Here is a 25,813-nt window from a genome sequence, read left to right on the forward strand (position 1 = left end):
GACGCTCGTCGGAGGCGTCTACTGCAGATGTCTAAGGGGTCGCCATGGGGCGTTTGCGGTTGCTTGTGGGGTTGCTGTGTGGCGGGCTGACGCTGGGGATGGTGATACCGGCAGCAGCTGAGCCGGCCACGCCGGTGGGCTATCCGGCGAGTGCTACCGCGACCAGATTCACCGGCCTGGCGTTCGACACCTGTACTGCGCCGACAGTCGCGCAGATGACGGCGTGGAAGGCCTCGCCGTACAAGGCGATCGGGATCTACTTCGGCGGGGTGAACCGTGGTTGCGCCCAGCCGCAGCTGACAGCCAGCTGGGTGAGCACCGTGACGCGGATGGGCTGGCGGCTGATCCCTATCTACATGGGCTACCAGGCGCCCTGCACGACCCGCACCAACGCGGTGAAGATGACTGTGCCCTCCGCTGCAACGCAGGGGACGAGTCAGGCGGCTGATGCCGCCGCCAAGGCCGCGGCGATCGGGCTACTGCCGGGCAGTGCGATCTACGGCGACATGGAGCACTACAACGCAGCCGATGCGACCTGCCGGGCGACAGTACTGCGGTACCTGTCGTCCTGGACGAAGGAACTCCACCGCCGGGGCTACCTCTCCGCGGTGTACGCCCACCAGGACTCCGGCGCTCGCCACTTGGCAGAGGTCTACAACTCGACCCTCTACGCGCGCCCGGACGCCGTGTGGATCGCCCGCTGGGACCTGAACTCCGCACTGACTGGCTGGCCGCTGATCTCCGACCGCTACTGGGCTGTCGGCCAGCGGGCCAAGCAGTACCGGGGTGACCACACGGAGACGTACGGCGGCGTCACCCTGAACATCGACAACGACCGATTCGACGCGCCGGTCGCTTCCGTTTGGTACACGTACACGGTCCGGACCACCATCTACGCCTACAGCGGTCCGTCGACCGCCTATCCGGTCCGGGCGACGATCCCGCAGAACAGCAGTGTCCGCATCGTGTGCCAGACCTACGGCCCGAAGATCGGCACCAGCAGCGTCTGGAACAAGCTGATCAACGGCACTTACGTCATCGACTACTACGTCCGCACGCCCAACAAGACCGGCTACAGCCCGCCGATCCCTGGCTGCAGCTACCCGTACCAGACCACGGTCGACAACCTGGCCCGGCGAAGCGGCCCTGGTACGGCGTACAGCAGATACCCAGGACTCCTGCCGATCGGCTCGCTGGCGTGGGTCACGTGCCAGCGAGCCGGCTCGACAGTCGGTACTACGGCGGTCTGGGACCGGCTGACCGATGGCAGCTGGGTCACCGACTACTACGTCGCCACCCCGAGCAACACCACCTACAGCGCCCCCATCCGCCGCTGCTAGCCGACTACTTGGACCAGGGCGGCTGCACCTTGGTGCCGTCGGCCATGGTGCCGGTGAAGCCTGCAGTGATGGCGACGTGGATCTCAGCGTCGTCGTCACCGAGGTTGCGAACCTGGATCGGCTCTCCCGCCGGCGCTATGGCCGCATCGCCGGCGCTGAGCTTCTCGCCGCCCGGGGTGATCTGCACGGTGCCGGACAGGACCATGAAGACCTCGTCGCGGTCCAGCGTGTGCGGCGCGTCGTCGCGGGGGCCCGCGGCCAGCCGCAGCCGCCAGGTGCACAGCCCTTCGGAGCCCAGGCTCGGCGAGGCCAGCACGGTGAAGTGCGCGCCCTGAAGGTCGAACTGCGGCGCCTCGGCCGCTCGAGTCACAGTGGAAGGCATCTGGTCCCCTCGCGTATTTAGACAAGCTGACTTGTTCAACTCGGCTTGTCTATCATGAAGGACATGACGACGAATGACAAGCCCGATTTCGGCATCCTGCTGCTGCTCGCGGAACAGGAGTTCGTCCGCGAGCTGCGCGCGGTGACCGCGGCCCAGGGCTTCGACGACCAGGGCCGCAGCGACGGCTTCGTACTGCGAACGCTCGGCCGGGCGCCGGCGACGATCAGCACGCTCGCGCAGCGGCTGGACATCAGCAAGCAGGGCGCGGCGCAGATCGTCGACGACATGGAGCGCCGCGGCTACGTCGAGCGCCACCCCGATCCCACCGACGGGCGGGCCCGGCTGATCCACCTCTCGGAGCGCGGCCGGGCAGCGCTCGCCGCGGCCCGGCGCTTCCACCAGTCCTACGAACGCCGGCTTCGCAAGACCCACGGGGACGCGGCGATCGACGCAGTACGGGCCGTGCTGACCTCGATGGCCGGCGAGGACAGCACCACCGATCCGCAGTTCCGGGCGCTGCTGTTCTGAACCCCAGCAATCCAGTTGACCCTCACGTAGCGTGAGGCTGGAGAGTCGGGGCCATGAGTGACTACTACGACGCTTTCGAGCTGAGCCCCGTACCTGTTCCTGGCCCGGATGCGGTCCCGCCGGAGCCGTACCGCGGTATCTACGGTATGCCTGCCTTCGCCACGATCCCCACCACCGATCTGGCGGCGTCGGTGGACTTCTGGGTTCGGGGGCTCGGGTTCATCGACCTCTTCAGCGTCCCCGGCCGCCTGACCCACCTGCGCCGTTGGGCCTTCCAGGATGTCCTGCTCGTCGCGGCGGACAGCGCTCCGGCGCAGGCTCCCGAGACGAGCCTCAGCTTCGCGTGCGTGCTCAGCCAGGTCGAGTCGCTGGTCGAGACCTGTCGCGCGCTGCGACCGGACGCGGTCGACGGTCCCCGTGACACGCCCTGGAACACCGTCGATGTGGAGGTGATCACCCCGGAGAACACCCGGGTCATCATGACCGCGGCGAAGGTCTTCGACCCGGACAGCGAGGAGGCCCGGAACTTCGCGGCGATGGGGATCCCCGCGCCGGGTGCCGGTGGCGGCGACAATAGGACGCATGCTTGATGTCGCCGACACCGATGGCCTGACAGTCGGTCAGGTCTCGACGCGGGTGGGCGTGACGGTCCGCGCGCTGCATCACTGGGACGAGATCGGTCTCGCCCGACCGTCCCTGCGTACGGCCGCCGGGTACCGGCTCTACACCGCCGCCGACCTGGAACGCCTGCACCGCATCGTGGTCTATCGCGAGATCGGTCTCGGCCTGGACCGGATCCGGGCCGTCCTGGACGACTCGGCCGAGGACGTGCCCGGCGCGCTGCGGGCGCAACGCACCCAGGTGGCCGAACGGATCGACCGCCTCCAGCAACTCAGCGCGGGACTGGATCGGATGATCGACGCCCACGAACGCGGCTTGCTGCTCACTGCAGAGCAGCAGGCCGCGATCCTCGGCCCGCAATGGAATCCTGACTGGCCCGCCGAAGCCCGTCAGCGCTACGGAGACACGACGCAATGGCGCCAGTACGCCGAACGCTCAGCCTCGCGCAGCCCCGAGGAATGGCAGGCCATCGCCGACGCTGTCACCGGTCTCGAACGCGACCTCGGCGAGGCGATGGAAGCCGGCGTCACCCCGGGCAGCCCGGAAGCTGAGCAGCTCGTCGAGCGGCACCGGGAGATCTTCTCGTCGTACTTCCCCATCACCCGGCAGATGCAGGTCTGTCTCGGCCGCAGGTTCGAGGCCGACCCAGCGTTCGCTGCCCACTACGACAGCATCCGGGCCGGCCTCGCCACCTGGTTCCGCGAGCTCATCGACACTCACGCCGTTGCCCACGGCATCGATCCTGAAACCGCGACCTGGCAGTGACCCCCGAACGGCTACGCGGGGAAGTACTGCGGGAAGAGGTCGTTCGTCGGCCAGGTCCTTACCCCGCTGGCCGCGGTCCACAGCGCCGCGTCGATATCGCCGTACGACTTGCCGCTCGCGTCGTCGCGACGGTTGAAGAGCGCGGCCCAGCTCATCCCATTGTAGGTCCGGACGAGCAGCGAGAAGCTGCCCGGCAGGCTGCCGGTGTGCCAGGTGTTGCGACCGGTACCACCCTGAGTCGTCGGGCGCACCTGCCAGCCGAGGCCGTAGTACCAGCCGTTGGTGATGCCGATCTCGGGCTTCGCCCACACGCGGCCGAGCGACGTCGCGTTCAGCACGGTCGACGGTGCGTCGAACATCTTGGCCCAGCGGACCAGATCCGGCGCACTCGCGATCCAGCCGCCGTTGGCGTCCTGGATGCGCATGCTGTACGTCCCGTACGGCGCGGCGACGGTCGCGCCCGAGCCGTCCAGCACGGTCCGGCCGGTGTACTGCGAGTAGTACGGCATCTCGCCGGTGCGCTTGGCGATGGAATAGCCCAGCGCCATCCGCTTGATCCGCAACGGGGTCAGCAGCTTCTGCTGCACATAGGCGGCGTAGCTCAGACCGCTGACCTTCTCGATCACCCGGCCGGCCAGCAGATACCCGAAGTTGGAGTACGCGGCCTTGCTGCCGGGGGCGAAGTCGAGCTTCTGCCCGGCCATGTACTTGATCACGTCGGCGTGCCGCAGCTCCAGCGGTACGCCGAGCGTGCGGGAGATGGTGGCGTCCTTGAAGTTCGGGTCGCCGGAGACGTCGCGGTCCCAGCCGCCGAGGTGCTGCAGCAGCCGCCACATCGTGATCGACGACCAGCGCGGATCGCGGGTCAGGCCGGTGGCCGGGGTGATGCCGAGGATCGAGGTCACCGGCGTCGTCATGGTCAGCTTGCCGTCCTGCACCAGCTTGAGGATGGCGGCGGCGGTGAACGACTTCGACAGGCTCGCGACCCGGAACAGCGAGGTCGGCTGCACGGCCAGCGTGCTCTCCGTGCTGTAACCGCGGGCCAGCACCAGCCGGCCCTTGTAGGTGACCGCGAGCTGGCCGGCGGTGATGCCGCGGGCCTGCATGAACGTTTTCATCTGGGCGTCGAAGCCGGCCAGCGCCGGCACCGCCGTCCCGGTCGCTTTCCAGGTTGCGGCGGCGTCGGCGGAGCGGGCGATCGCGATACCGCCGGCGGCGGCAGCTCCGGTGGCGACGGCGAGCTTGCCCAGATCACGGCGTGACAGATCCACGGGTGAGAAATCCTTACAGGGGTAGGCGGAGTGACAGTGCTTGTTCTACAGCCTCAACGGTGCAGGCGGGGCTGTCCGGCGGTGCGGCCGGGCTGTTCGGTTACGGCTCGTCGACCACCGAGGCGTAGGCGATCACGCCGCGGCGGATCTGGTCGGTGACCTGGCGGGCGGTCGCGCGCAACGGCGTCGGGCCGGCCGCGTCGGCGACCTGCTCGGTGAGGTCGATCAGTTGCTTCACCCAACGGACGAAGTCACCGGCGGCCAGGTCGGACTCGTACAGGACCTCGGCGAGCGATGCACCCGACGACCACCGGAACGCGGCCCAGCAGAAGCCCAGATCCATCGGACGGAGGAAGTCGACCCGCATGTCCCGCTCGAGCGCCGACAGGTCCCGCCAGATCGTCCCCATCCGCTCCAGCGCGTCGCGCACCTCACCGCGCGGCAACCGGGGTGAGGTCGGCTCGTCCTTCGACCGCGACTCGTAGACCAGCGCGGCCAGACAGGCCGCCAGCTCCGGTACGTCGAGGTCGTCGAACACCCCGACCCGCAGGCACTCCGCCGCGACCAGGTCGAGCTCGGTGTAGATCCGCGACAGCCGGTCGCCGGCCTCGGTGGTCTTGTCGCCGTCCAGGTAGTGCAGCGCGTCGAGCACCTGGCAGACCCGGTCGAACTGGCGGGCGATCGTGTTCGTCCGCTGCTCGATCTTGCGCTGGACGTCGCGGTTCTCCCGGTCCAGCCGGAAGTACCGCTCGGCCCAGCGGGCGTGGTCCTCGCGATCCGAGCAGCCGTGGCACGGGTGCGCGCGCAACTCGGCCCGCATCTGCTGCAACTCCGGGTCGTCGGCGTGCGTGACGACATCGCCACTGCGGCTGCGGGACGACGGCGGGCCATCCTCCCCGATCATGTCGGTGCGACCACGCAGTACGTGGGCAAGCTCGCGGCGTTGCTGCGGGTTGCGCGGGTTGAACTTCTTCGGCACTCGCAGGGTGCTGATCGCCTCCACCGGCGTCGGGAAGTCGATCATCGACAGCTTGCGCACCTGCCGGTCCAGCGTCAGCACGGTCGGCCGTGGGCCTTCGCGCTCAGACCGGACACCGGCGTCGAGGACCAGTGCCCAGCCGGCGCTGCGGCCGGCCGGGATCCGGATGATGTCGCCGATCCGCAGCTTCTCCAGCGACTCCTGCGCCTCGACCCGGCGGTCCAGCTTGCGCCGCTTGGAGCCCGACGACTCCCGGTCGCCGATCCGGCGGCGCAGCGCGGCGTACTCGAGGAAGTCGCCGAGGTGGCAGTCGATGGACTCCTTGTACCCCTCCAGCGCCTCGGTGTTGCGCTGCACCTGGCGGGCCAGCCCGACCACAGCCTGGTCGGACTGGAACTGCGCGAACGACAGCTCCAGCATGTCCCGCGCCCTGCTGCGCCCCACCTGGCGAACCAGGTTGACGGCCATGTTGTACGACGGGGAGAACGACGACCGGAGCGGGTAGGTGCGGGTGGAGGCGAGGCCGGCCACGGCGCGCGGGTCGAACCCGGGCTGCCAGAGCACGACCGCATGCCCCTCGACGTCGATGCCGCGGCGACCGGCCCGGCCGGTCAGCTGGGTGTACTCCCCCGGCGTGATGTCGACGTGCGCCTCGCCGTTCCACTTGCTCAGCTTCTCCAGCACCACCGTGCGGGCCGGCATGTTGATGCCGAGGGCAAGCGTCTCGGTGGCGAAGACGACCTTGATCAGGCCGCGCGCGAACAGTTCCTCGACGACCTCCTTGAAGGACGCCAGCATGCCCGCGTGGTGGGCCGCGATCCCGCGGCTGAGCGCCTCGGCGAAGTCGTGGTACCCGAGTACGCCGAGGTCCTCGTCCGGCAGCTCCGAGGTGCGCTCGGCCAGCACCCGCTTGATCTCGTCCCGCTCACTCGGCTTGGTCAGCCGCAGGCCCGACCGCAGGCACTGCAGCATCGCGTCCTCGCAGCCCTTGCGGGAGAAGATGAAGTAGATCGCCGGCAGCAGCGCACCGGCGTCCAGCTCCTCGACCACGTCGGACCGGAAGGGCGTGAAGTTCGACCGGCTCGGGCGGCTCTTGGGCAGGTCCCGCCGGCGGCGTGGCTTGCGCGAGTCGTCCCGGAAGATCCGGCTGTCGTCGCGCGCGATCTTGACCAATTGCGGGTTGACCATGTCCTTGAGGTCGGGCGCCCCGTTGGCCTTCGCGGGGTTGCCGGACTTCTTGGCCGGACTCTGCGGCCCGTACTGCGCGACGCCCCCGGCGCGCGCGGTCGGCGCCTCCCCCGCGAACAGATCGTGCAGGCGCTTGCCGACCATGACGTGCTGGAACAGCGGTACCGGCCGCTTCTCCTCCAGCACCACCACGGTGTTGCCGCGGACCGTCTCCAGCCAGTCGCCGAACTCCTCGGCGTTGCTGACCGTCGCCGACAGCGACACCACGGCGACCGAGTCCGGCAGGTGGATGATCACTTCCTCCCAGACCGCGCCGCGGGCCCGGTCGGCCAGGTAGTGCACCTCGTCCATCACCACGTACGAGAGGCCGAGCAGCGTGTGCGAGGCGGCGTACAGCATGTTCCGGAGTACCTCGGTCGTCATCACGACGATCGGGGCCTCGGAGTTGATCGAGTTGTCACCGGTCAGCAGTCCGACGTTCTCACTGCCGTAGCGGTGCACCAGGTCGCTGTACTTCTGGTTGCTGAGCGCCTTGATCGGGGTGGTGTAGAAACACTTCTGCCCCCGCTGCAGGGCGAGATGCACGGCGAACTCACCGACCAGCGTCTTCCCGGACCCGGTCGGCGCCGCCACCAGCACCTGATGCCCGTCCTCCAGCGCCGCACAGGCCCGGAGCTGGAACTCGTCCAACTGGAAGTCGTAGAGCTCCCGGAACTCCTTCACCGCAGGATGCTCCTGGTCCGAGCGGAAAACGGCATATTTCTCGGACGGAGTACTCATGAACCCCAGGCTATGCGACGCCACCCCCCAACCCACGCCCACCCGCCCGGACGGGCCCGGGCGGAAGGGTCAGCAGAAGACGGTCAGGGCGCCGGGGGCGATGCCGATGTCGACTGGGAGGGGGCCGAGGATCTCGCCGTCGGCGTAGGCCGTGACGCCGGCTGCCTCGAGGCGGACCGATCGGCCGCGGAGGGTGTGCAGCTTCGGGTGGCCGACGTGACTTCCCTTGGCCAGCTTGGGGAACATCTGCAGCAGGGTCAGGCGGGACACCGGTTTGATGATCGTCACGTCGAGCAGGCCGTCGTCGATCTCGGCGCCGGCGCAGATCTGCAGTCCCCCGCCGTACGTCGGTCCGGTGCCCACCGCGACCAGCATCGCGTCGGTCTCGATCACCTCGCCGTCGACGGTGACGACGTACGAGATCGGCGTGAAGGTGCGCAGCTCGGCCAGGGTGGCGAGGGTGTAGCGCGAGTTGCCCTTCGGCCACGTCATCGCGTTGGCGCGCTTGTTCACCAACGAGTCGAAGCCACCGGCGACGACGGTGGTGATGTACTCGTCCTTGGCGGTGCCCAGATCGACCGACCTGGTCCGGCCGCCGACGATCAGGGCGGCCGCGGCCTTCGGATTCTTCAGCGGTACGCCGATGCCGCGGGCGAAGTCGTTGCCGGTGCCGGCCGGGATGACCCCCAGCGGCAGGCCGGACTTGGCCAGCACCTGGGCACCGAGGTGGAAGGTGCCGTCACCGCCGACGAGCGCGACCGCGTCCGCGCCGGAGGCGATCACCTCGGCGGAGATCCGGCCGACGTCCTCGGCGCAGGTGGTCGTGTACTCCTCGACGGTCAGCCCGCCGGCTTCCAGCTCCGCACGAACCACCGGAGCGACCCGGGCACCCAGACCGCGACCGCTGGTGGGGTTCACCACCAGCGCGATCTTGCGGGCCATCAGGCCTCCATCAGTTCTTGGTTCTTCCGGGCCTTCCGGCGGTCGTTCAGCTTGGCGATGATCTCGGAGGCGAAGAACAGCGCGCACATCGGGATCGCCAGGAACATCAGCGAGAACGGGTCACCGGACGGCGTCGCCACCGCGCCGAAGATGAAGATGGCCAAGATGATGTACGGCCGGAACTTCGCCAGGGCCGAGGCCGGGACGACGCCCAGGATGTTCAGCAGCACGACCACCAGCGGCAGCAGGAACGCGATCCCGAACACCAGCATCGTGCGCAGCACGAAGTCCAGATACTCCGGCAGGGTGATCAGGTTCTGGGCGAAGCTGGGGGTGAACCCGATCAGGATCTCGATGCCCTTGGGGAGGGTCCAGTAGGCAACCGCCAGACCGGCGCAGAACAGCGGGGTGGCGATCGCGGCGAACAGCATCGCCCAGCGCTTCTCGGTCCGGTGCAGGCCGGGCGCGATGAACGCCCACAGCTGGTACAGCCAGATCGGCGCGGCCAGCACCACGCCGAACACCAGCGAGATCTTGATCTGGAAGGTGAACGGCGAGGTGACCGAGTTGAAGGTGAGCTCGGGCCGCTTGCCGCCGTTCTTGCTCGCCAGCAGGTCGCCGACACCCTGGTCGAACGGGCGCTTGAGCAGGCTGAGGGCGAAGTCGTAGAAGATGTAGCCGACGATCGACATCACCACGATCGCGAGCACGGCGATGACGAGCCGGTTGCGCAGTTCGGCGATGTGCTCGCGCAGGGTCATCCGACCCTCTTCGTCCTTCGGGCGCTGTTCTTTCTTCCGCCCGAACCTCACCATCGTCACAGGTGGTGCGCGTGACTCAGTTGGCGGTGTGCGTCGGCGGCATGCCGTCGCCCGGCGCCTGGCCGTTCACCTGGTTCGGCTGCTGCGCGGGCTGCTGGGCCGCCTGCTGGCTGGGTGCCTGCACCTGCGGGTTGACCTGCTGGGTCGGAGCCTGGGTGCCCTCGGTCAGCTCGTCCTTCTTGCGGCCGCTGCCGACCTCTTCCTCCCAGATCTTCTTCGACTTGCCGAGCTGCCTGACCAGGGCCGGCAGCTTGGCCGACCCGAAGAGCAGCACCACGATCGCGAGGACGATGAGCCACTCCGCGCCCGAGGGCATGTTGATCAACGGAACCATGACGAACTCCCTTTACCGACTTCTGCTGTGGCTCGAACCGTGAGCGCCGATACTACGCCCGAGCTCGCGCCTTCCGGCCGGTCTGTCCGGACCCGGCCTGCGACTGCGCGTTCTCGAGCTTGGACTGGGCGGCGGCCAACTCACGAGTCAGCGCCTTGGTCTGGCCCCACAGCCTCCGGGCGAGCAGGGCGAGGACCACGAGCCACACCGCCACCACGCCGAGGAAGAGCAGGAACCAGTACATGCCCAAGAGCCTATCCGGTTCACGGTCACGGCTCCCCGTCAGCGTCCGTCACGGTGGACAACGCTGTCGGAACGTGATGGTAAGAACAGGGGACAACGAGAGTTCAGGGGGCTGGGTATGGAACGGATTTCGGTCGGGGAACGGCGGGCCAGGCTCGGGCGGCGGCATCGGTTGGCGCCGTCGTGCCAGGCGGCGGATCCGGTCGAGGCGGCCGCCTCGCTGGTGGTGCTGCACTCGACGGACCCGGCGACCGTGCACCTGTCCATCGCCGCGCGGGTGCCGGGCAGCGAGGTCGAGGCCACCGAACGGGCCCTGTACGACGACCGCACGCTGATCCGGATGCTGGGCATGCGGCGAACGGTGTTCGTCGTACCGACCTCGTTCGCGCCGGTGATCCAGGCGGCGTGCACCGACGACATCGCCCAGAAGCAGCGCAAGGTGCTGGTCAAGCATCTGACCGAGGCGGGCATCGGGGCGGATCTGGAGGCCTCGGCGACCTGGCTGCAGGCGGTCGAGGAGTCGACCGCGGCCGCGCTCGCGCTGCGGGGGTCGGCGACCGCGCAGGAGTTGTCGGCCGACGAGCCGCGCCTGCGGAGCCGGCTGGCGATGACGCCGGACAAGTCGTACGCCGCGCAGCCGTATGTCACCAGCCGGGTGTTGTTCCAGCTCTCGGCAGACGGCCGGATCGTTCGCGGCCGGCCGCTCGGCACCTGGTTGAGCGGCCAGCACCAGTGGTCTCCGGTGGAGAGCTGGCTGCCTGGCGGTCTGGGTGACAAGTTGCAGGGCGACGAGGCGCGGGCGACGCTTGCGCGCGCCTGGCTGACCACCTTCGGGCCGGGGACCTCTGCTGACTTGCAGTGGTGGACCGGGTGGACGCTCGGGCAGACGAAGAAGGCACTGACGGCAGTTGAGGCGGTCGCGGTGGACCTCGACGGCTCGGTCGGCTACGTGCTGCCGGGTGACGAGGCGCCGGAGACCGAGCCGGAGCCGTGGGTGGCGTTCCTGCCCGCGCTGGATCCGACGCCGATGGGCTGGAAGGAGCGTGGGTGGTATCTGGGCGAGCACAAGACCCGGATGTTCGACACCACCGGCAACATCGGACCGTCGATCTGGGCCGACGGGCGAATCGTCGGCGGCTGGGGACAGGCGGAGAACGGGGAGGTCCGCTACGAACTCCTCGAAGACGTCGGCACCGAGACAGCCAACGCCATCGAAACCGAAGCAGACCGCTGGACCAAATGGCTGGCAGGAGTCCGAGTAGCCCCCCGCGGCAGACGCCCCTCCCCCCTGGAAACCGAACTCTCCAAACGTTAGGAGAGTTGGTCGTCGTAGGCGGAGAGGGCGTCTCTTGCGGTGGCGGCGATTTGTTGGCCTAGGTCTTGGGGGTCCAGGACTGTGGCGGTGCCGCCGAGGCGGAGGATGAGGCGTTGGAGCCAGGCGGTGTCGGCCACCCGGAGCTTCACCACCAAGGAGTTGCCGGGGCCTTCCTCGACCGACTCCATCGGGTAGTACTCGGCGACCCAGCGTGCCGGCGGCTCCAGCTTGACCGTGGCCAGCAGGTCTCGCTCCGACGGCTGGAACATCCCGTTGGACAGGTCCCGCGGAGTCGCCTCAGGCGGCGGCTCACTGGGTAGCTCGAGCAGCTTCGCCGCGGCGATCCGATCCAGGCGGAACAGCCGGACGTCCTCCGCCAGCCGGCACCAAGCCTCCAAATAGCTGCGCCCCTCGGATACCACCAACCGCATCGGGTCCACATCCCGCTCGGTGGTCTCGTCACGCGACGGTACGTCGTACGTCAGGTGCAGCCGTCGTCGCCCAGCCAGCGCACGGTTGACCGTTTCGGCGATCTCCGGCGCGGCGGGCTCGACGTGCACGTGAGCGGCAGCACCCTCGACAGCGGCAGCGCCCTCCCCCGCAGCAGCCTCCAGCTTCGCGATCGCCCGGTCGACGGCGTCCCGGTCCTGGCCTGCCGTCACCTCGCGCAGCGTCCGCAACGCCGTCAGCAGGGCAAGCGCCTCGTCGGCCGCGAGCCGCAACGGGCGAGCCAGGTAGTCCGCGTTGTTGAGGTGGATGACCCCCTCGCCCTCAGCGGCATCGATGTCGATCTCGATCAGATCGCCCATCTGCGCACCCGGCAGACCGCAGAACCACAGCACCTTCAGGTCCGCGATGATCTGCTTCGGCCGCACCCCGAACTCGGCCGCGACGTCATCGACCCGCGCGCCGTCGTTCTCACGCAAATAGGGCACGAGCGCCAGCAACCGCTGCACCTGGTCACGAGCATTACTCATCCGTGACCTCGCTTCGCTCGGTCACGGATGAGTAGAAGCTGCTGTGCTTGTTGGTTCGCTCGCTGCGCTCCCTCACGATGCGACCCCCGCGATCGTCCGCAGCCGGCGCAGTACGCCGTCCAGCACGTCGCCCGGCCCTTCGACCACGGCATCCGGCCCGTACGACGCGATCTCCTCGGCGAGCACCCCGGAATCGGCGTACGGGACGTGCAGCAGGTCCCAGCCCTCCTCGTACGGTTCGATCGCGTTGGCCCGGCGGCGCAGGCTGACACACGACCCCGACCGGGCCCGGACCTTCGCCTCGGAGGTCGGTCGCGGCGGTGCGAGCTCGCTGACCAGGGAGCGGATGTCGGTGCCTTCGGGGACCGTGAACGCGTTCGGCTGACCGACCGTGCGGACGTTCCCGCCGATCCGGGACAGCCGGAACATCCGGGTCGCCTCACGATCGCGGTCACGGCCGACGACGTACCAGCGGCCGTGCCAGGAGACGATGCCCCACGGCTCGAGGGTGCGCATGGTCGCCTCGGAGTACCCGGTCCGGCGGTGCTCGAAGCGGACCACCGAGCGGCTCACCACGGCCGACCACAGCGGGTCGAAGGCCGGCTCGGAGGCGCCGACGTGCGGCTCGATCGCGCTCAGCGCGGACTGGTCGGTCTGGATCCCGGCGGCCTTCAGCTTGAGCACGGCCGACGTGGTCGCCTCGGCCAGGCTGGCGTGCTGCCAGACCCGCGCGGCGACCCCCAGGACCGCGGCCTCGTCCGGCTCCAGGTGCACCTCGGGCAACTCGAACACGTCGCGTCGGATCCGGTAGCCGACGTCGTCGGAGAAGAACTTGTCGATGCTGCCCATCTCGATCGGGATGCCCAGGTCGCGCAACTCGTCCTTGTCGCGCTCGAACATCTTCTCGAAGGCGTCGTCGGTCTGACCGGCGTATCCCTCGACCACCTCGCGGATCCGCTCCTTGGTCACGTACGTGCGCGCGACCAGCAGGCAGATCACCAAATTGAGCAGTCGCTCACTCTTCCGCGCCGACACCCGACCACCTTACGGGGTGATCGGTCCGGCGTCGTAGCTCCGCGCCGAACAGGTGTTCTAACCATTTTCGCCGGAGGCGGCGGCTGACCCGTGATGCCCTAGGGTCGCCGTGTGATGCGGTGGCGTGAAGGAGTCGTCAGTGAGCTCGGACGGAGTTGGTCCGGCGCTCAGGAGCTCGTGGTGGCTGTCGGGGACCGTGCTGTGCGATCCCTGGCCTATCCGGACCTTGTGGGCTCCCCCGTGGTCGGTGACCGCGTGCTGCTCAATGTGGGCGCTCTGGACCGGGGTCTGGGCACCGGTGGCTACGCACTGGTCGTCGCCATCCCCGACCGGCTGCCGGAGGACCCGCCGGAGACCGGGCACCTGGTCAAGGCTCGCTACACGCCATTGCAGTCCATGGTGCTCGGTGCGGATGAGCAGGAGTCGCCAGACCACGCAGTACTGCGGGACGCTGACGACCTCTTCGGTACGCCGGTCGTGGTGGCTGACCTGCACTCCGCGCTGCCCGCAGTACTGGCTGGTGTGTATGAGGCCCGGCCTGGCACTCGGGTGATCTACGTGATGACTGACGGTGGGGCGCTGCCGCTGGCGTTCTCTCGCACTGTCGCGGCACTGCGCGATGCTGGCTGGCTCGGAGGGACAGTGACCGTCGGGCAGGCGTACGGCGGTGACCGCGAGGCCGTGACGGTCCACACCGGCTTGCTGACCGCCGTACACGTCCTGGCGGCCGAGGTCGTCGTACTGACGCAGGGGCCCGGCAACCTGGGTACTGGGACCCGCTGGGGCTTCTCCGGGGTCCAGTCGGGTGAGGCGGTCAACGCGGTCGGCACGCTGGGTGGACGGGCTGTCGCGTCCCTGCGGATCTCGGAGGCCGACCCGCGACCACGGCACCGGGGCATTTCGCACCACAGCCTCACGGCGTACGGGCGAGTCGCGCTGCAGCCGGCGGACGTCGTAGTACCGGACCTGGCGGGTGAGTTCGGTGACGCCGTCCGAGACGCGGCAGAACCACTCAAGGGGCGGCACCGCGTAGTACGGGTCGGTGTGGACGGCCTGTACGACGCACTGCGGGCCGCGCCGGTCAAGCTGTCCACCATGGGGCGAGACCTCGACGCAGACCGCGCGTACTTCGAAGCAGCCGCCGCTGCGGGCCGACACGCGGCCGGGCTGGTGGACGTGCCCCCTGACGGAAGGAGCAATCGGTGAGGATTACCGCGGCAAGCTTCCCAACCCCGCATTTCATCCAGGTGTCGAGCAATCCGGCGGTCTGGGACCAGCAGGCCAGATTCGCGGAGATCCATGCCGGCGGCGCCAACCAGGCGCTGGACCGGCTGAGCGGGCTGCTGGACGCGGCCAACTCCGAGGCCCAACGGGTGCATGCCTTCGAGCAGACCTACCGCGAGCTGGCGCAGTGGCGGTACGACCTGTCGCAGCGATCCGACGGCCAACGGCCCGGCGCGACCCCCGAGAGCTACCGGTCCCCCATCGGCCGTGGCTACGCCACCGACGCCTTCGGTAAGGGCACCCATCGAGATGGCCAGGTGAAGCTGGACAGCCAGGGGAAGCTGGTCGGTGGCGCCGAGACACCGGCCAGCCGCCTCGCGGCCCGGCTCGCCGACATCGCCGCGGCGCGGTTCGCCTCCGAGGCGCCGGAGGCGGAGATGCTGCAGAACAAGGTTCGGCTGCCCGACGGCACCGTCAACGGCAACCAGATCCATCGCGGCCGGTCGGCGGCGGCGATGCGCAACGCTCCGGAGGGTATCCAGGACTACTACTGCACGCTGACGGGTGAGGAACCCGACCGCAAGGCGCTGCAGCAGGCCGCCTTCACCCGCCTCGCCGAGCTCGAGACGCAACGCGCCAGTGGCCGAACCGACCTGCTGGAGGACCCAGCAGCCCGCCGGGCCTTCGTCGAGGCGGAGTACTTCATCTACCAGGGCCCGGAGTACCAGCGCGGCGGCGACGCGAGCATCCGGGCTCTCCTGGTCGCGTCCCACACCCGCGTCTTCGATGCACCGGTGAAGCTCCCGCAGGACATCGATGTGATGGCCTACGTCGCCTCCCAGCAGGACTTCTACGCCCACGTCGAACGCAACCAGACGGTGCTCAGGACCGAGACGCCGGCCGCACAGGCCGAGATCAATCAAGGGGCCGCGCACGGGGCCGTGCAGGGAGCCGCGCAGGCTGCCGTCCCGGCGGCCCGTCGTACGGCCGGGCAGGAGCGCGACTGACCGCTGGGCTGGTGGACGTACCACCACCCGGTTCGGGGTCTCAGGACTCCTGATTCGGCCGGGCCGGACGGCGACAGTGGAGGCATGGCAACCACGGAGCGCACCCTCACCATCCACGACGTCGTCTCCAGCGAGCCGCCGGTTGCGATCCGGGCCGCGACCGCCGCGTGGTTCCTCGCGGTCGGCGCCGGGGTGGCCGAGTCGGTCCTCGGCGTCATCGACGCGATCCGCGACGGCTCGATGCCGCTGGCGGCGATCGCCGCGCAGGTCGGCTTCCGCGCCATCGTGTACGGCGGGCTGTTCGTGGTGATCGACAAGTACTTCCGGCTCGGCCGGAACTGGTCACGGCACCTGCTCGCCGGACTGCTCGGCGTGGTCGGGCTGGCGACCCTGCTGATGGGACCGATCGACTGGCTGCTCACCGACGGGGACTTCGGCTCGATCGACCTGAGCGCGGGCTTCCTCGGCTTCGCCGCGATCCGCGGCATCCACGTGATGGCGGTGATCGCCGCCATCGTGCTCATGTACCAGCCGGACGCCAACCGCTGGTTCCGCGCCAAGCGCCAGCGCTGACGGCGGCCGGACAAGCGGATGGGGGCGAGGTGGTGGTGCCGAAGCACCGCCGCCCCACCCCTACCACTACAACCAGCTACTGCTGCTTCGGCGCCGGGAAGCCACCCCCACCGCCTTTGCTCTTACTGCTGCTTCGGCGCAGGGAAAGCGTTCAGCACGTCGATGACGGCGAAGGCGTTGACCGCCTTGCCCTTCTCGTCCTTGCTGGCCGGCAGCTCGACCAGCACGCGGCTGCCGACCGGCATCCCCGCCAGGCCGTCCAGCGCTCCGGTCTGACCGTTCGGGCCCGGGCCGACCTGGAGCTTGTCGGTCGGCGACGGCGGCTGGGCCGGACCGGCCTGCGAGGCCGGCTGCGGGTCCCAGGTGCTGGCCTTCTTCTTGCCGGCGTAGTCGAAGACGACGTACCGGCCGACCAGCTGGTCGCCCTTGGCGATCGGCTTGCCCTTACCGGTGGCGATGACGACCGGCTTGCCCGGCTTGGCCGGCGGCTTGGCACCGGCGGGCACCGTCACCTTCGGCTCGGCGTCCAGCTCACCGGTGATCTTGAACGGCGTCGCGGGCGCCGCGACCGGCTCGGCGTCCAGCTTGGTCTTGCTCGAGGTCGCACCGACCAGGTCGACAACGAAGATCAGGGTGTCGTCGCCCTTGATCCCGGCGTCGGGGTTGCCCTTCTCCTTGTAACCCTTGTCGGACGGGATCGACATGACCACGCGGCTGCCGATCTTCTTGCCGACCAGTGCCTCGTCCCAGCCGGTGATGACGCTGCCGACGCCGATCGGGAACGACGAGGGCGCGCCGCGGTCGTAGGAGTTGTCGAACACCTTGCCGTCACGCCAGATCTGACCCAGGTAGTTGGCGGTCAGGTAGTCGCCCTTCTGGACCTCGGGACCGTCGCCCTCCTTGAGCACCTCGGTCACCAGGGCCTTGTCCGGCTCCCCGTCCTTGTGGGTGACGGTCGGCTTCTTGCCGAACTCCTCGGTCACCTTGATCCCGGCTTTGCCGAAGTCGCCGCCCTCGGCTTTGGGTTCCTCGGAGCCGCAGGCAACCAGGGACGACCCCAGCGCCAGCACCGCGACCAGACTCAACAGCTTGCGCACGAACGAGCACCTCGAAATCTCACGGCAGGCCTCAGCCGGTACGGCGGGCCCGCCTGGCTATACGGCCAGATGAACTCGCCCACCCTAGCCTGAGAGCCCAAACCGAACCCCAGTCGCCTGAGTCACCGTTCGATCACGTCACGCAGCGTCGCGTCACCCCGTGTGGCGGACTCCCCGCCCACTCACAGCCCGCTCACAGCCCGCTCCCCGCGCACTCACAGCAACCACCGGTACGCAGTACCGGTGGCCGCCCGCCGCCTCACATGCTGGCGATGAGTTTCTCGACCCGCTCGTCGTGGGACTTGAACGGGTCCTTGCACAGCACCGTCCGCTGGGCCTGGTCGTTGAGCTTGAGGTGCACCCAGTCGACGGTGAAGTCGCGCCTGCGCTCCTGCGCCCGCTTGATGAACTCGCCCCGCAGCCGGGCCCGGGTCGTCTGCGGCGGCACCGACTTCGCCTCGAACACCCGCAGGTCGTCGACCACGCGGGTGACCGCGCCCTTGCGCTCGAGCAGGTAGTAGAGCCCACGCGGCCGGTGAATGTCGTGGTACGCGAGGTCGAGCTGAGCGACTCGCGGGCTGGCCAGCCCGAGGTTGTTCTGCTGGCGGTAGCGCTCGATCAGCCGGTACTTGATCACCCAGTCGATCTCGCGCTCGATCCCGGACAGGTCGCCGGACTCGATCGCCTTCAGGCAGCGCTCCCACAGGTTGAGGGCGCGCTCCACCGCCGGAGTACCGAGCTCGCGGCGGTCGACGAAGTCGCGGGCCTTGGTCAGGTACTCACCCTGGATGTCGAGCGCGCTCGCCTCGCGGCCGTTGGCCAGCCGCACCTCGCGGCGACCGGTCATGTCGTGGCTGATCTCGCGGATCGCCCGGATCGGGTTGTCCAGGGTGAGGTCGCGCATCACGATGCCGGCCTCGATCATCCGCAGTACCAGGTCGGTGCTGGCCACCTTCAGCAGCATCGTGGTCTCGGACATGTTCGAGTCGCCGACGATCACGTGCAGCCGGCGGAACCGCTCGGCGTCCGCGTGCGGCTCGTCGCGGGTGTTGATGATCGGCCGGGACCGGGTGGTCGCGCTGGAGACGCCCTCCCAGATGTGCTCGGCGCGCTGCGACACGGAGTACACCGCGCCGCGCGGCGTCTGCAGCACCTTGCCGGCGCCGCAGATCAGCTGCCGGGTGACGAGGAACGGGATCAGCACGTCGGCCAGCTTGGCGAAGTCGCCGTGCCGGCTGACCAGGTAGTTCTCGTGGCAGCCGTAGCTGTTGCCGGCCGAGTCGGTGTTGTTCTTGAACAGGTAGACGTCGCCGAAGATGCCCTCGTCGTGCAGCCGCTTCTGCGCGTCGACGAGCAGACCTTCGAGGATCCGCTCGCCCGCCTTGTCATGGGCGATCAGGTCGGTGACCGAATCGCACTCGCCGGTCGCGTACTCCGGGTGGGAGCCCACGTCGAGGTAGAGCCGGGCCCCGTTGCGGAGGAAGACGTTGCTGCTCCGCCCCCAGGACACGACGCGCCGAAACAGGTACCGGGCCACCTCATCGGGGGTCAGTCGGCGCTGACCGCGAAAAGTGCAGGTGACTCCGTACTCGTTCTCCAGGCCGAAGATTCGCCGGTTCACAGTCCCCACCCTACGACCCCGCTCCGACAATCGGGCCGAGTCTCAGGCGCGCCGTCATCGCTTCGTTGCCCGGCAACCTTTTACCCACGCTCCGCATCGAGCTTGGTGATGGTCCTCGCACACAAGGAGAAAACGATATGCCGAGAAGTTGGAGAACGCGGTCCGCGTCCGTCGTACTGGGTGGTGCGCTGCTGGCTGCGACGCTGGTGTCGGCACCGGCGCAGGCGACTGGTACTACGAGTGCCGCGACCGTCTGTGGTCTCGGGCTGGGGTCCGTGACAGCGGGTGGCGACCACAAGGTGCAGGTGATCAGGGCCACTGCGCCACCGTCGGCCAGTACGCCGGTGGTGCGCCCCACGAACCTCTACCCCGACGGTGCCGCACGGCTGCCGAGCTCACTCGGCTTCGAGCCCGTAGTACCGGCTGGTGAGCAGCGGGCCGGGTTTGTCGTGCTCGGTGATCGCATGTACTCGACCTACTACACGCTGGACGGCAGCGGCGGGACAGTGCCCGGCTCCGTCGGGCAGACCCTGATCGGCGGCGGCTGGGCCCCGAACTACCGGTACTTCGACCGCAGCCTCTACTACGGCAGCACGGCCGTCCGGCAGAACGCCTACAGCCTCGTCGGCTTCGCGCTCGTCCGCTGGACGGTCAGCCCGACGGGCGGCTGGCGGAACTACACGTCGTACAAGGGCTTCACGTCGGTGAAGACGATGGCGCTGATCAGCCAGACCGCGACGTACGACACCTTCCTGGCCAACACCTACGGTGGCGCGCTCTACACGATCCGGGTGTACACGAGCGGGTCCGCAGCGCCGGTGGTGAAGAAGGTCCGGGCGTCGACCTGGCAGAACTTCGACTCGCTCGTCGCCGTGAAGTGCGGCACCCAGAGCACCCTGCTGCTGGGCATCGACAAGGAAACCAAGGCCGGCTACCTGTACGCCGTCGGTCATGCGAACGGCACGGCCACCTTGATCCGGAGCCTCGGCAAGGTGTCGGCCACCTTCTCCGACCCCAACTACTTCCGGTTCTTCGCCGACACCCCGGAAGCGGGGCACCTCTTCGGCGAGTAGCCCTCGTCAGAGATCGACGAGGTCGAGGAGCTGGCCCAGTTCCTTGCTGTCGAGTTCGCGGAGTTCGCCGGTGTGCAGGTTGCCGCGGCGGACGGGGCCGATCGCAGTACGGGTGAGACGTTTGACCGGGTGACCGATGGCGTCGAACATCCGGCGGACGATCCGGTTGCGGCCCTCGTGCAGAGTGATCTGCACGAGGGTCCGGCCCTTGATGCTGGAGATCTCCCGCACGGTGTCGGCCTGGGCCGGGCCGTCCTCGAGGTTCACGCCGTCGAGCAGGCGGCGCAGTACCGCCGGCTTCACGTTGCCCTCGACCTCGGCGACGTAGGTCTTGGAGACCTCGTACGACGGGTGCGCGAGGCGGTGGGCGAACTCCCCGTGGTTGGTGAGCAGCAGCAGTCCCTCGGTGTCGGTGTCGAGCCGGCCGATGTGGAACAACCGCTCGGGACGGTCGTGCACGTAGTCGGCGATACACGGCCGGCCCTGCGGGTCGGACATCGTGGTCACCACGCCGCGCGGCTTGTTCAGCACGATGTAGACGTGTGCGGTGATCGGCGGAATCCGCTCACCGTCCACCCGGATGACCGAGACGGCCGGATCGACGCGCGTCCCGAACTCGGTCACCACCTGCCCGTCCACCTCGACGCGCCCCTGCCCGATCAACTCCTCAGCTGCCCGCCGGCTGGCCACCCCCGCCTGAGCCAACGCCTTCTGCAGCCGAATCCCACCCTCCTCCTCAACCACGAGTCCCACTCTCATCCCACTCATCATCACGGCTGCTGCCGCCAAGCCCATCATCGTCTCCGGACACCACACCAGCGTCCTCTACCTCGCCGGCAGCGTCGCCACCGGCAACCAGGTCACCCTCGGCAACCTCATCACCAGTGGCGTCAACTTCCGAGGTCTCGCCGGCAGCATCACCTTCCACGCCGTCGGCGGCGTCCAGCTCGCCCACACCTTCGCCCGCGGTTGCCGACTCCCCGGCATCACCGCTGTCGTCCACCGCCGCATCGTCCCCCGCAACCTCGTCGTCCGCAGCGACCTCACCCTCGGCAGCCTCGTCGTCGTCCGCTTCGACCTCAGCGGGTGCGGGCGGTGGGGCGAGGTCGTTTTCGAGTGGGCCTTCGGAGTCTTCTGCGGCCGGAGGTACTGCCTGGGCTGCCAGTTCCTCCTCCATGTCGTCCATGTCGGGGAGGTACGGCGCGAGCTCCGGCAGGTCGTCCAACGACTGCATGCCCATGCGTTCGAGGAAGTACGAACTGGTGCGGTACAGCGTCGCCTGCGACTCCGTGTCGGCGCCGGCCTCTTCGACCAGCCCACGAGTGATCAGCGTCCGCATCACACCGTCGACGTTCACGCCGCGGATTGCGGAGACGCGCGCCCGGCTCACCGGCTGCTTGTACGCAACAACAGCCAACGTCTCCAGCGCCGCCTGCGTCAGCCGAGCCTGTTGACCATCCAGGACGAAGCGTTCGACGTACTGCGCGGCGTCCTCACGCGTGTAGTACCGCCAGCCGCCCCCGACCTCCCGCAGGTCGAACCCGCGCCGCTGCTCGGTGTACTCCTCCGACAGCCCCGCCAACGCCGCCGCAACATCAGCAACCGAACGACCCACCGTCCGAGCCAGCGTGATCGCCGGCAGCGGCTCGTCCGTCACCATCAAGATCGCTTCCAGAGCCCGCCGCATGGTGTCGTCGTCGATGGCGTCATCTCCCACCACCACGTCATCCACCTCGAGCAACGCCGCAACATCCCCCTCAACCGGTACGCCGCCCGCTCCCGCGTCACCCGACCCGTCGCCAGCCACCCCACCGCCGGAACCCGACCCACCGCCGGCCGCTCCGGTGAGCTCGTCCTCGACGGGCGCGTCCGTGGTTTGGGGAGGATCCTGCTCCCGGATCCGGACATCTTCCTCCCCGGTCGCGGGCAAGATGCTCCCCAACCCGGTAGGCGATGGCTCGGTGGGCAACTCGTCCTCGGCCGGTACGTCGGCGTCGAGGGTGGGCGGCGGCTGTGGGGCTGACCCTTCTCCGTGGGGTTCAGCTGCTGGTCGAGCAGTGGGCGAACCCTCCTCCGAGGCAGTGAGCCCATCCGAGGCGGTGAGTCCGTCGACGGCCGGGTCGGTTGGGGTTTGGTTGTCGGTCACTGCTCCACCGTCTCGTGCTCCTCCGGCCCGGTTCCGGGCTCGGCTCCGGGCTGCGGCTCTCCGTCAGGCTGGGACTCAGGCTGAGGCTCTGGATCGGACTCGGGACCGGGCTCAGGCTGAGGCTCTGGATCGGACTCGGGCTCGGGTTCCGGATCCGGCTCGGTCAGTTCCTCGCCGGGCTCCAGGAAGTCGGGCTCGTCGGTGACGACCGGGGCCTCGCCGTCCTCGTCCGCCGGCGCCGGTACCTCGTCGAACTCGTCGCCGACCGCGATCTCGCCCTCATCACTGCCGGTCCAGCGGATCGTCAGCTCCCCCAGCGGCGTCTCCTGGTCGAACGTGACCGCCGCCTCCCGGAACAACTCCAGCAACGCCAGGAACCGGCACACCGTCGTCACCGTGTCCGGCGAGTCCGACACCAGCATCCGGAACGTCGTACTGCGCTGCCGCCGCAACCGATCGATGATCACGGCAGCCTGCTCGCGCACGGTGACAGCCGGCGCGTGCAGGTGCGCCAGCGACACACCCTCCGGCACCACGTCCTTCTTCGGCGCCAACGCCCGCGCAGCCAGCTTGGCAAGCCCCTCGGGATCAACCCCGAGCAACACCTCGGGCAGCAGGTCCGCGAACCGCGGCTCCATCCCGACCGCCCGCGGGAAACGCTTGGCCTCTTCGGCCATCCGCACCTGCATCAGCGCCGCGATCTGCTTGAACGCGCGGTACTGCAGCAAGCGCGCGAACAACAGGTCCCGCGCCTCCAGCAGCGCCAGGTCCTCCGCGTCCTCGACGTCACCCTGCGGCAGCAACCGGGCCGCCTTCAGATCCAGCAAGGTCGCCGCGATCAGCAGGAACTCCGACGTCTGGTCCAGATCCCACTCCGACCCGAGCGCCTTGATGTGCGCGATGAACTCGTCGGTGATCACCGACAGCGCGATCTCGGTGATGTCCAGCTTGTGCTTGCTGATCAACTGCAGCAGCAGGTCGAACGGTCCCTCGAAGTTGACCAGGTGAACGCTGAAGCCCTTGGGCTCGGTCACCACCGGCGACTCCGCGTCCGGTACCCCGGGCAGGTCGATCGGCGGCTCCGAAGTCTCCGCGTCGGCCGCGGAGGCTCCGGGAGCCTGGGCATCACTCATCGCCCGGTCACTCCGGAGCCGCGGCCCGGAGGCGCTGCACCAGCACGGAGTCCGGTCCGTGGTCGACGAAGTCGGCCAGCAGCACGTCGATCGCCTCCCGGACGATCCGGCCGCGGTCGGCCGTCAGGCCGTGCTCGGCCCGCAACGCGAGCCGAGTCTGTTCGAGTCCGAGCAGCTCTTCCTCCGTCACGTACACGGTGATCTTCGTGTCGTGCCGGATCCGTCCACTGGACTTGCGGTCCTCGACGACGGCCGTACGGGCCCGTCCGTTGGAACCGGGGCGGTCGTCGGACAACGACGATCCGTCAGTGGTGGTGGTGCGCTTCTCGGGTCTGGTCTGCTTCGGTGCCGCACCCCCGAACAGCTCGCTGGCACCTGGCAGGCTCACCCGGCGGGACAACGCGCGAGCACCTCCTTGGCAAGGTCGCGGTACTGGGTAGCCGCAGATGAGGACGGCGCGTACGTCGTGATCGGTTCGCCGACGACCGTGGTCTCGGGGAACTTGACGGTACGCCGGATGACGGTGTGGAAGACCCGCTCGTCGAAGGCCTGGACGACCCGGTCGAGCACCTCCCGGGCGTGCGTGGTGCGCCCGTCGAACATGGTGCCGAGGATGCCGACGATCTCCAGCTTCGGGTTCAGCCGGTCCTGCACCTTGCCGATCGTGTCGGTCAGCATCGCCAGTCCGCGGAGCGCGAAGAACTCGCACTCCAGCGGTACGACGATGCCGTTCGACGCGGTCAGCGCGTTCACGGTGAGCAGGCCCAGCGACGGCGCGCAGTCGATCAGGATCACGTCGTACAGCGGGATGATCGGCTCGAGCACGCGCGACAGGGTGTACTCGCGGGCGACCTCCTGGACCAGCTGGACCTCGGCCGCGGACAGGTCGATGTTGGCCGGCAGCAGGTCGAGGTTCTCCACCTTGGTCGGCCGGATCACCTCGTCGGGGGTGATGTCGCGCTGCATCAGCAGGTTGTAGACCGAGATCTCCAGGTCGTGCGGCTGCACGCCGAGACCGATCGAGGCCGAGCCCTGCGGGTCGAAGTCGATCAGCAGCACCTTGCGCCCGGTCTCGGCGATCGCGGCACCGAGGTTGATGGTCGTCGTGGTCTTGCCGACGCCACCTTTCTGGTTGCACATGGCGATCACCTGCGCGGGTCCGCGCCGGGTCGGCGGCAACACGTCCGGCAGGACGGGCAACGGCCGTCCTGTCGGGCCGATCTTGCCGATCGCGCCGTTCGGCTCATTCACAGGGTGCAAGTCCTCCGCGGTGAGCTTGGCCGTCGGCCTGGGCATCTCCGCATAGTTACCGGGTGGGGTGACGGTCCGGGGCGGAACCGGGGTCGTCGGTGCTGGTGTCTCGGCCGCTGTCACGGCCGGTGCCTCGACTGGTGTCTCGACGGGTGAAGCGGGCGTGGCGGGCGCCGGGTCAGGAGTCGACGACATCGGTTCCGTCGACGACGACAGGTGCTGGGTGCCCGGGAATGTCGACTCGTTCATGACTCGTCAAACCTTTCAACCGATACGGGCGATCCCAGCGACTGTAAGCGTGCATTCAAGCACTCTCAACCAGCCACTCCGCAGCGGGGTCGGCCGACCTTCCAGGCAGAGTCGATCACCCCGCCAGAGTGACCGACCGTGACGGAATGATCGCACACCGCTCCGTACTACGCTCCGCCGGGTCCCCTTCGCGGTCAGTGTCCACCGAGCCAGTCGAGTACCACCCCGGTGAGCAACTCGGGTGCGACCAGGTGGACGTCATGCCCCACGTTCTCCAGCTCCACGAACCGGCTCCGCGGAATCGCCTCCGCCAACTCCTGAACCACAGCGGCCGGGCAGTACGGATCATCCGACCCGACAACCAGTAGTACCGGACAGGTGATCCCAGCAGCCCGCGACAAGCTGATGTCCCCACCAGCCGCAACGATGTCCCGCAGAGCTCCACCCCACCCGGCAGCCATCGCCCGTGCCCGCTCAGGCCCATACGCCTCAGCCAGGTACGCCGCCAATGGCAGCAACCCCTGGCTTGGCTCATCCAGCAAGTTCATCAGCGGGACGAAACCCTCTGCCGGCTCCACAACCTGCCCGGCGGCTCCCCAAGCGACTACCGACAGCGCACGGCTCGGTGCTAGAGCAGCCATCAGCAGCGCGACCTCACCGCCGTCACTGAAACCGACCAGATGAGCAGCGCCAACGCCCAGCCGATCAAGTAGCCCCAGAAACGCTGCCGCGTCCTCGGTGTAGAAGTCAGCCGTGTAGCTCCGCGGCTCCGACCGCCCACACCCAGGCAGGTCAGCGGCAACTACTCGGAACCCTTCACCAAGTTCTTGGCGGAGACGGTCGAGATCCGTGATGCTGCCGCCCCACCCGGGCAGTAGCAGCACAACGTCACCCTGCCCGCGGTCCTCGAAGTACATC

The 25,813-nt window shown here is 68.7% G+C and carries 26 protein-coding genes; 9 read left to right on the forward strand and 17 right to left on the reverse strand.

Annotated elements, in window-relative coordinates; translation table 11 throughout:
- Nucleotides 1-44 precede the first annotated feature (44 nt).
- A complete protein-coding gene (locus tag ACQPYM_RS30340) occupies nucleotides 45-1,340 on the forward strand; it encodes a glycoside hydrolase domain-containing protein (RefSeq protein ID WP_433007358.1) in 1,296 nt (431 codons plus the stop codon).
- A gap of 4 nt (nucleotides 1,341-1,344) precedes the next feature.
- On the opposite strand, the gene ACQPYM_RS30345 is transcribed toward ACQPYM_RS30340, so the two are convergent.
- Nucleotides 1,345-1,722, reverse strand: coding sequence for a cupin domain-containing protein (locus ACQPYM_RS30345; RefSeq protein ID WP_433007360.1), 378 nt, complete (start codon nucleotides 1,720-1,722; stop codon nucleotides 1,345-1,347).
- A gap of 63 nt (nucleotides 1,723-1,785) precedes the next feature.
- On the opposite strand from ACQPYM_RS30345, the gene ACQPYM_RS30350 reads away from it, so the two are divergent.
- Genes ACQPYM_RS30350 through ACQPYM_RS30360 form a run of 3 tightly spaced genes read left to right on the forward strand, consistent with a single transcriptional unit; the run spans nucleotide 1,786 to nucleotide 3,636 of the window.
- Entirely contained in the window at nucleotides 1,786-2,250 is a 465-nt protein-coding gene (locus ACQPYM_RS30350; RefSeq protein ID WP_433007362.1) for a MarR family winged helix-turn-helix transcriptional regulator, read from the forward strand.
- A 53-nt stretch (nucleotides 2,251-2,303) separates the two neighbouring features.
- The gene (locus ACQPYM_RS30355) at nucleotides 2,304-2,840 is read left to right on the forward strand and encodes a VOC family protein (protein ID WP_433007364.1); all 537 of its coding nucleotides are present in this window, start codon (nucleotides 2,304-2,306) and stop codon (nucleotides 2,838-2,840) included.
- A complete protein-coding gene (locus ACQPYM_RS30360) occupies nucleotides 2,833-3,636 on the forward strand; it encodes a MerR family transcriptional regulator (protein WP_433007366.1) in 804 nt (267 codons plus the stop codon). Before ACQPYM_RS30355 ends, ACQPYM_RS30360 begins: the two co-directional genes overlap by 8 nt.
- 11 nt (nucleotides 3,637-3,647) lie before the next feature.
- Here the strand turns inward: ACQPYM_RS30360 and ACQPYM_RS30365 are convergent, their stop codons facing one another.
- The 6 genes from ACQPYM_RS30365 to ACQPYM_RS30390 form a co-directional block, all read right to left on the reverse strand.
- Nucleotides 3,648-4,907 carry a serine hydrolase domain-containing protein gene (locus ACQPYM_RS30365; protein WP_433007368.1) on the reverse strand — a complete coding sequence of 420 codons (1,260 nt, stop codon included), beginning with the start codon at nucleotides 4,905-4,907 and terminating at the stop codon, nucleotides 3,648-3,650.
- 100 nt (nucleotides 4,908-5,007) lie between these two features.
- Nucleotides 5,008-7,854 (reverse strand): DEAD/DEAH box helicase, encoded by a 2,847-nt coding sequence (locus tag ACQPYM_RS30370; protein WP_433007370.1) that lies wholly within the window; start codon nucleotides 7,852-7,854, stop codon nucleotides 5,008-5,010.
- A gap of 69 nt (nucleotides 7,855-7,923) precedes the next feature.
- Nucleotides 7,924-8,796, reverse strand: a complete 873-nt coding sequence (locus tag ACQPYM_RS30375; RefSeq protein WP_433007372.1) for a diacylglycerol/lipid kinase family protein — start codon at nucleotides 8,794-8,796, stop codon at nucleotides 7,924-7,926.
- Nucleotides 8,796-9,557: a twin-arginine translocase subunit TatC gene (tatC, locus tag ACQPYM_RS30380; protein WP_433007374.1), complete on the reverse strand. Its 762-nt coding sequence runs from the start codon at nucleotides 9,555-9,557 to the stop codon at nucleotides 8,796-8,798. The genes ACQPYM_RS30375 and tatC overlap by 1 nt, the downstream gene beginning before the upstream one ends.
- Before the next feature lie 76 nt (nucleotides 9,558-9,633).
- Nucleotides 9,634-9,951, reverse strand: coding sequence for a twin-arginine translocase TatA/TatE family subunit (locus ACQPYM_RS30385; protein ID WP_433007376.1), 318 nt, complete (start codon nucleotides 9,949-9,951; stop codon nucleotides 9,634-9,636).
- A 52-nt stretch (nucleotides 9,952-10,003) separates the two neighbouring features.
- A complete protein-coding gene (locus ACQPYM_RS30390) occupies nucleotides 10,004-10,195 on the reverse strand; it encodes a hypothetical protein (protein WP_433007378.1) in 192 nt (63 codons plus the stop codon).
- 117 nt (nucleotides 10,196-10,312) lie between these two features.
- Here ACQPYM_RS30390 and ACQPYM_RS30395 point away from each other — a divergent pair, with 117 nt between their 5' ends.
- The gene (locus tag ACQPYM_RS30395) at nucleotides 10,313-11,509 is read left to right on the forward strand and encodes a winged helix DNA-binding domain-containing protein (RefSeq protein WP_433007380.1); all 1,197 of its coding nucleotides are present in this window, start codon (nucleotides 10,313-10,315) and stop codon (nucleotides 11,507-11,509) included.
- Here the strand turns inward: ACQPYM_RS30395 and ACQPYM_RS30400 are convergent.
- Both ACQPYM_RS30400 and ACQPYM_RS30405 read right to left on the reverse strand, forming a co-directional pair.
- Entirely contained in the window at nucleotides 11,506-12,486 is a 981-nt protein-coding gene (locus tag ACQPYM_RS30400; protein WP_433007382.1) for a helix-turn-helix transcriptional regulator, read from the reverse strand. The two genes, ACQPYM_RS30395 and ACQPYM_RS30400, sit on opposite strands and share 4 nt — an antisense overlap.
- A 72-nt stretch (nucleotides 12,487-12,558) precedes the next feature.
- Nucleotides 12,559-13,521, reverse strand: coding sequence for a helix-turn-helix transcriptional regulator (locus tag ACQPYM_RS30405; RefSeq protein ID WP_433007384.1), 963 nt, complete (start codon nucleotides 13,519-13,521; stop codon nucleotides 12,559-12,561).
- A gap of 180 nt (nucleotides 13,522-13,701) precedes the next feature.
- Here ACQPYM_RS30405 and ACQPYM_RS30410 point away from each other — a divergent pair, with 180 nt between their 5' ends.
- The 3 genes from ACQPYM_RS30410 to ACQPYM_RS30420 all read left to right on the forward strand — a co-directional run bounded on the left by ACQPYM_RS30410 (nucleotide 13,702) and on the right by ACQPYM_RS30420 (nucleotide 16,325).
- Entirely contained in the window at nucleotides 13,702-14,727 is a 1,026-nt protein-coding gene (locus tag ACQPYM_RS30410) for a DUF3866 family protein (RefSeq protein ID WP_433007386.1), read from the forward strand.
- Nucleotides 14,724-15,752: a hypothetical protein gene (locus ACQPYM_RS30415; RefSeq protein ID WP_433007388.1), complete on the forward strand. Its 1,029-nt coding sequence runs from the start codon at nucleotides 14,724-14,726 to the stop codon at nucleotides 15,750-15,752. Before ACQPYM_RS30410 ends, ACQPYM_RS30415 begins: the two co-directional genes overlap by 4 nt.
- Before the next feature lie 84 nt (nucleotides 15,753-15,836).
- Nucleotides 15,837-16,325: a hypothetical protein gene (locus tag ACQPYM_RS30420; RefSeq protein WP_433007390.1), complete on the forward strand. Its 489-nt coding sequence runs from the start codon at nucleotides 15,837-15,839 to the stop codon at nucleotides 16,323-16,325.
- A 122-nt stretch (nucleotides 16,326-16,447) separates the two neighbouring features.
- Here the strand turns inward: ACQPYM_RS30420 and ACQPYM_RS30425 are convergent, their stop codons facing one another.
- Complete coding sequence (locus ACQPYM_RS30425) at nucleotides 16,448-17,422, reverse strand: FKBP-type peptidyl-prolyl cis-trans isomerase (protein WP_433007392.1); 975 nt, start codon at nucleotides 17,420-17,422, stop codon at nucleotides 16,448-16,450.
- Between the two features lie 259 nt (nucleotides 17,423-17,681).
- On the reverse strand, nucleotides 17,682-19,043 hold the full coding sequence (pafA, locus tag ACQPYM_RS30430) for a Pup--protein ligase (protein WP_020386528.1): 1,362 nt from the start codon (nucleotides 19,041-19,043) through the stop codon (nucleotides 17,682-17,684).
- 137 nt (nucleotides 19,044-19,180) lie between these two features.
- Here pafA and ACQPYM_RS30435 point away from each other — a divergent pair, with 137 nt between their 5' ends.
- On the forward strand, nucleotides 19,181-20,116 hold the full coding sequence (locus tag ACQPYM_RS30435) for a hypothetical protein (RefSeq protein WP_433007395.1): 936 nt from the start codon (nucleotides 19,181-19,183) through the stop codon (nucleotides 20,114-20,116).
- A 6-nt stretch (nucleotides 20,117-20,122) separates the two neighbouring features.
- Here the strand turns inward: ACQPYM_RS30435 and ACQPYM_RS30440 are convergent, their stop codons facing one another.
- From ACQPYM_RS30440 to ACQPYM_RS30465, 6 genes are all read right to left on the reverse strand, one after another.
- Nucleotides 20,123-20,875, reverse strand: coding sequence for a pseudouridine synthase (locus ACQPYM_RS30440; RefSeq protein WP_433007397.1), 753 nt, complete (start codon nucleotides 20,873-20,875; stop codon nucleotides 20,123-20,125).
- Nucleotides 20,853-22,262, reverse strand: a complete 1,410-nt coding sequence (gene scpB / locus ACQPYM_RS30445) for an SMC-Scp complex subunit ScpB (RefSeq protein WP_433007399.1) — start codon at nucleotides 22,260-22,262, stop codon at nucleotides 20,853-20,855. Before scpB ends, ACQPYM_RS30440 begins: the two co-directional genes overlap by 23 nt.
- Nucleotides 22,259-23,395: a segregation and condensation protein A gene (locus tag ACQPYM_RS30450; protein WP_433007401.1), complete on the reverse strand. Its 1,137-nt coding sequence runs from the start codon at nucleotides 23,393-23,395 to the stop codon at nucleotides 22,259-22,261. The genes scpB and ACQPYM_RS30450 overlap by 4 nt, the downstream gene beginning before the upstream one ends.
- Nucleotides 23,396-23,402: 7 nt before the next feature.
- Nucleotides 23,403-23,795: a hypothetical protein gene (locus tag ACQPYM_RS30455; RefSeq protein WP_433007403.1), complete on the reverse strand. Its 393-nt coding sequence runs from the start codon at nucleotides 23,793-23,795 to the stop codon at nucleotides 23,403-23,405.
- Nucleotides 23,780-24,895: an AAA family ATPase gene (locus ACQPYM_RS30460; protein ID WP_433007405.1), complete on the reverse strand. Its 1,116-nt coding sequence runs from the start codon at nucleotides 24,893-24,895 to the stop codon at nucleotides 23,780-23,782. Before ACQPYM_RS30460 ends, ACQPYM_RS30455 begins: the two co-directional genes overlap by 16 nt.
- A 194-nt stretch (nucleotides 24,896-25,089) precedes the next feature.
- On the reverse strand, nucleotides 25,090-25,812 hold the full coding sequence (locus tag ACQPYM_RS30465) for an alpha/beta fold hydrolase (RefSeq protein WP_433007407.1): 723 nt from the start codon (nucleotides 25,810-25,812) through the stop codon (nucleotides 25,090-25,092).
- Nucleotide 25,813: the final 1 nt, after the last annotated feature.

Source organism: Kribbella sp. CA-294648, assembly GCF_050943845.1.
GTDB lineage: Bacteria > Actinomycetota > Actinomycetes > Propionibacteriales > Kribbellaceae > Kribbella.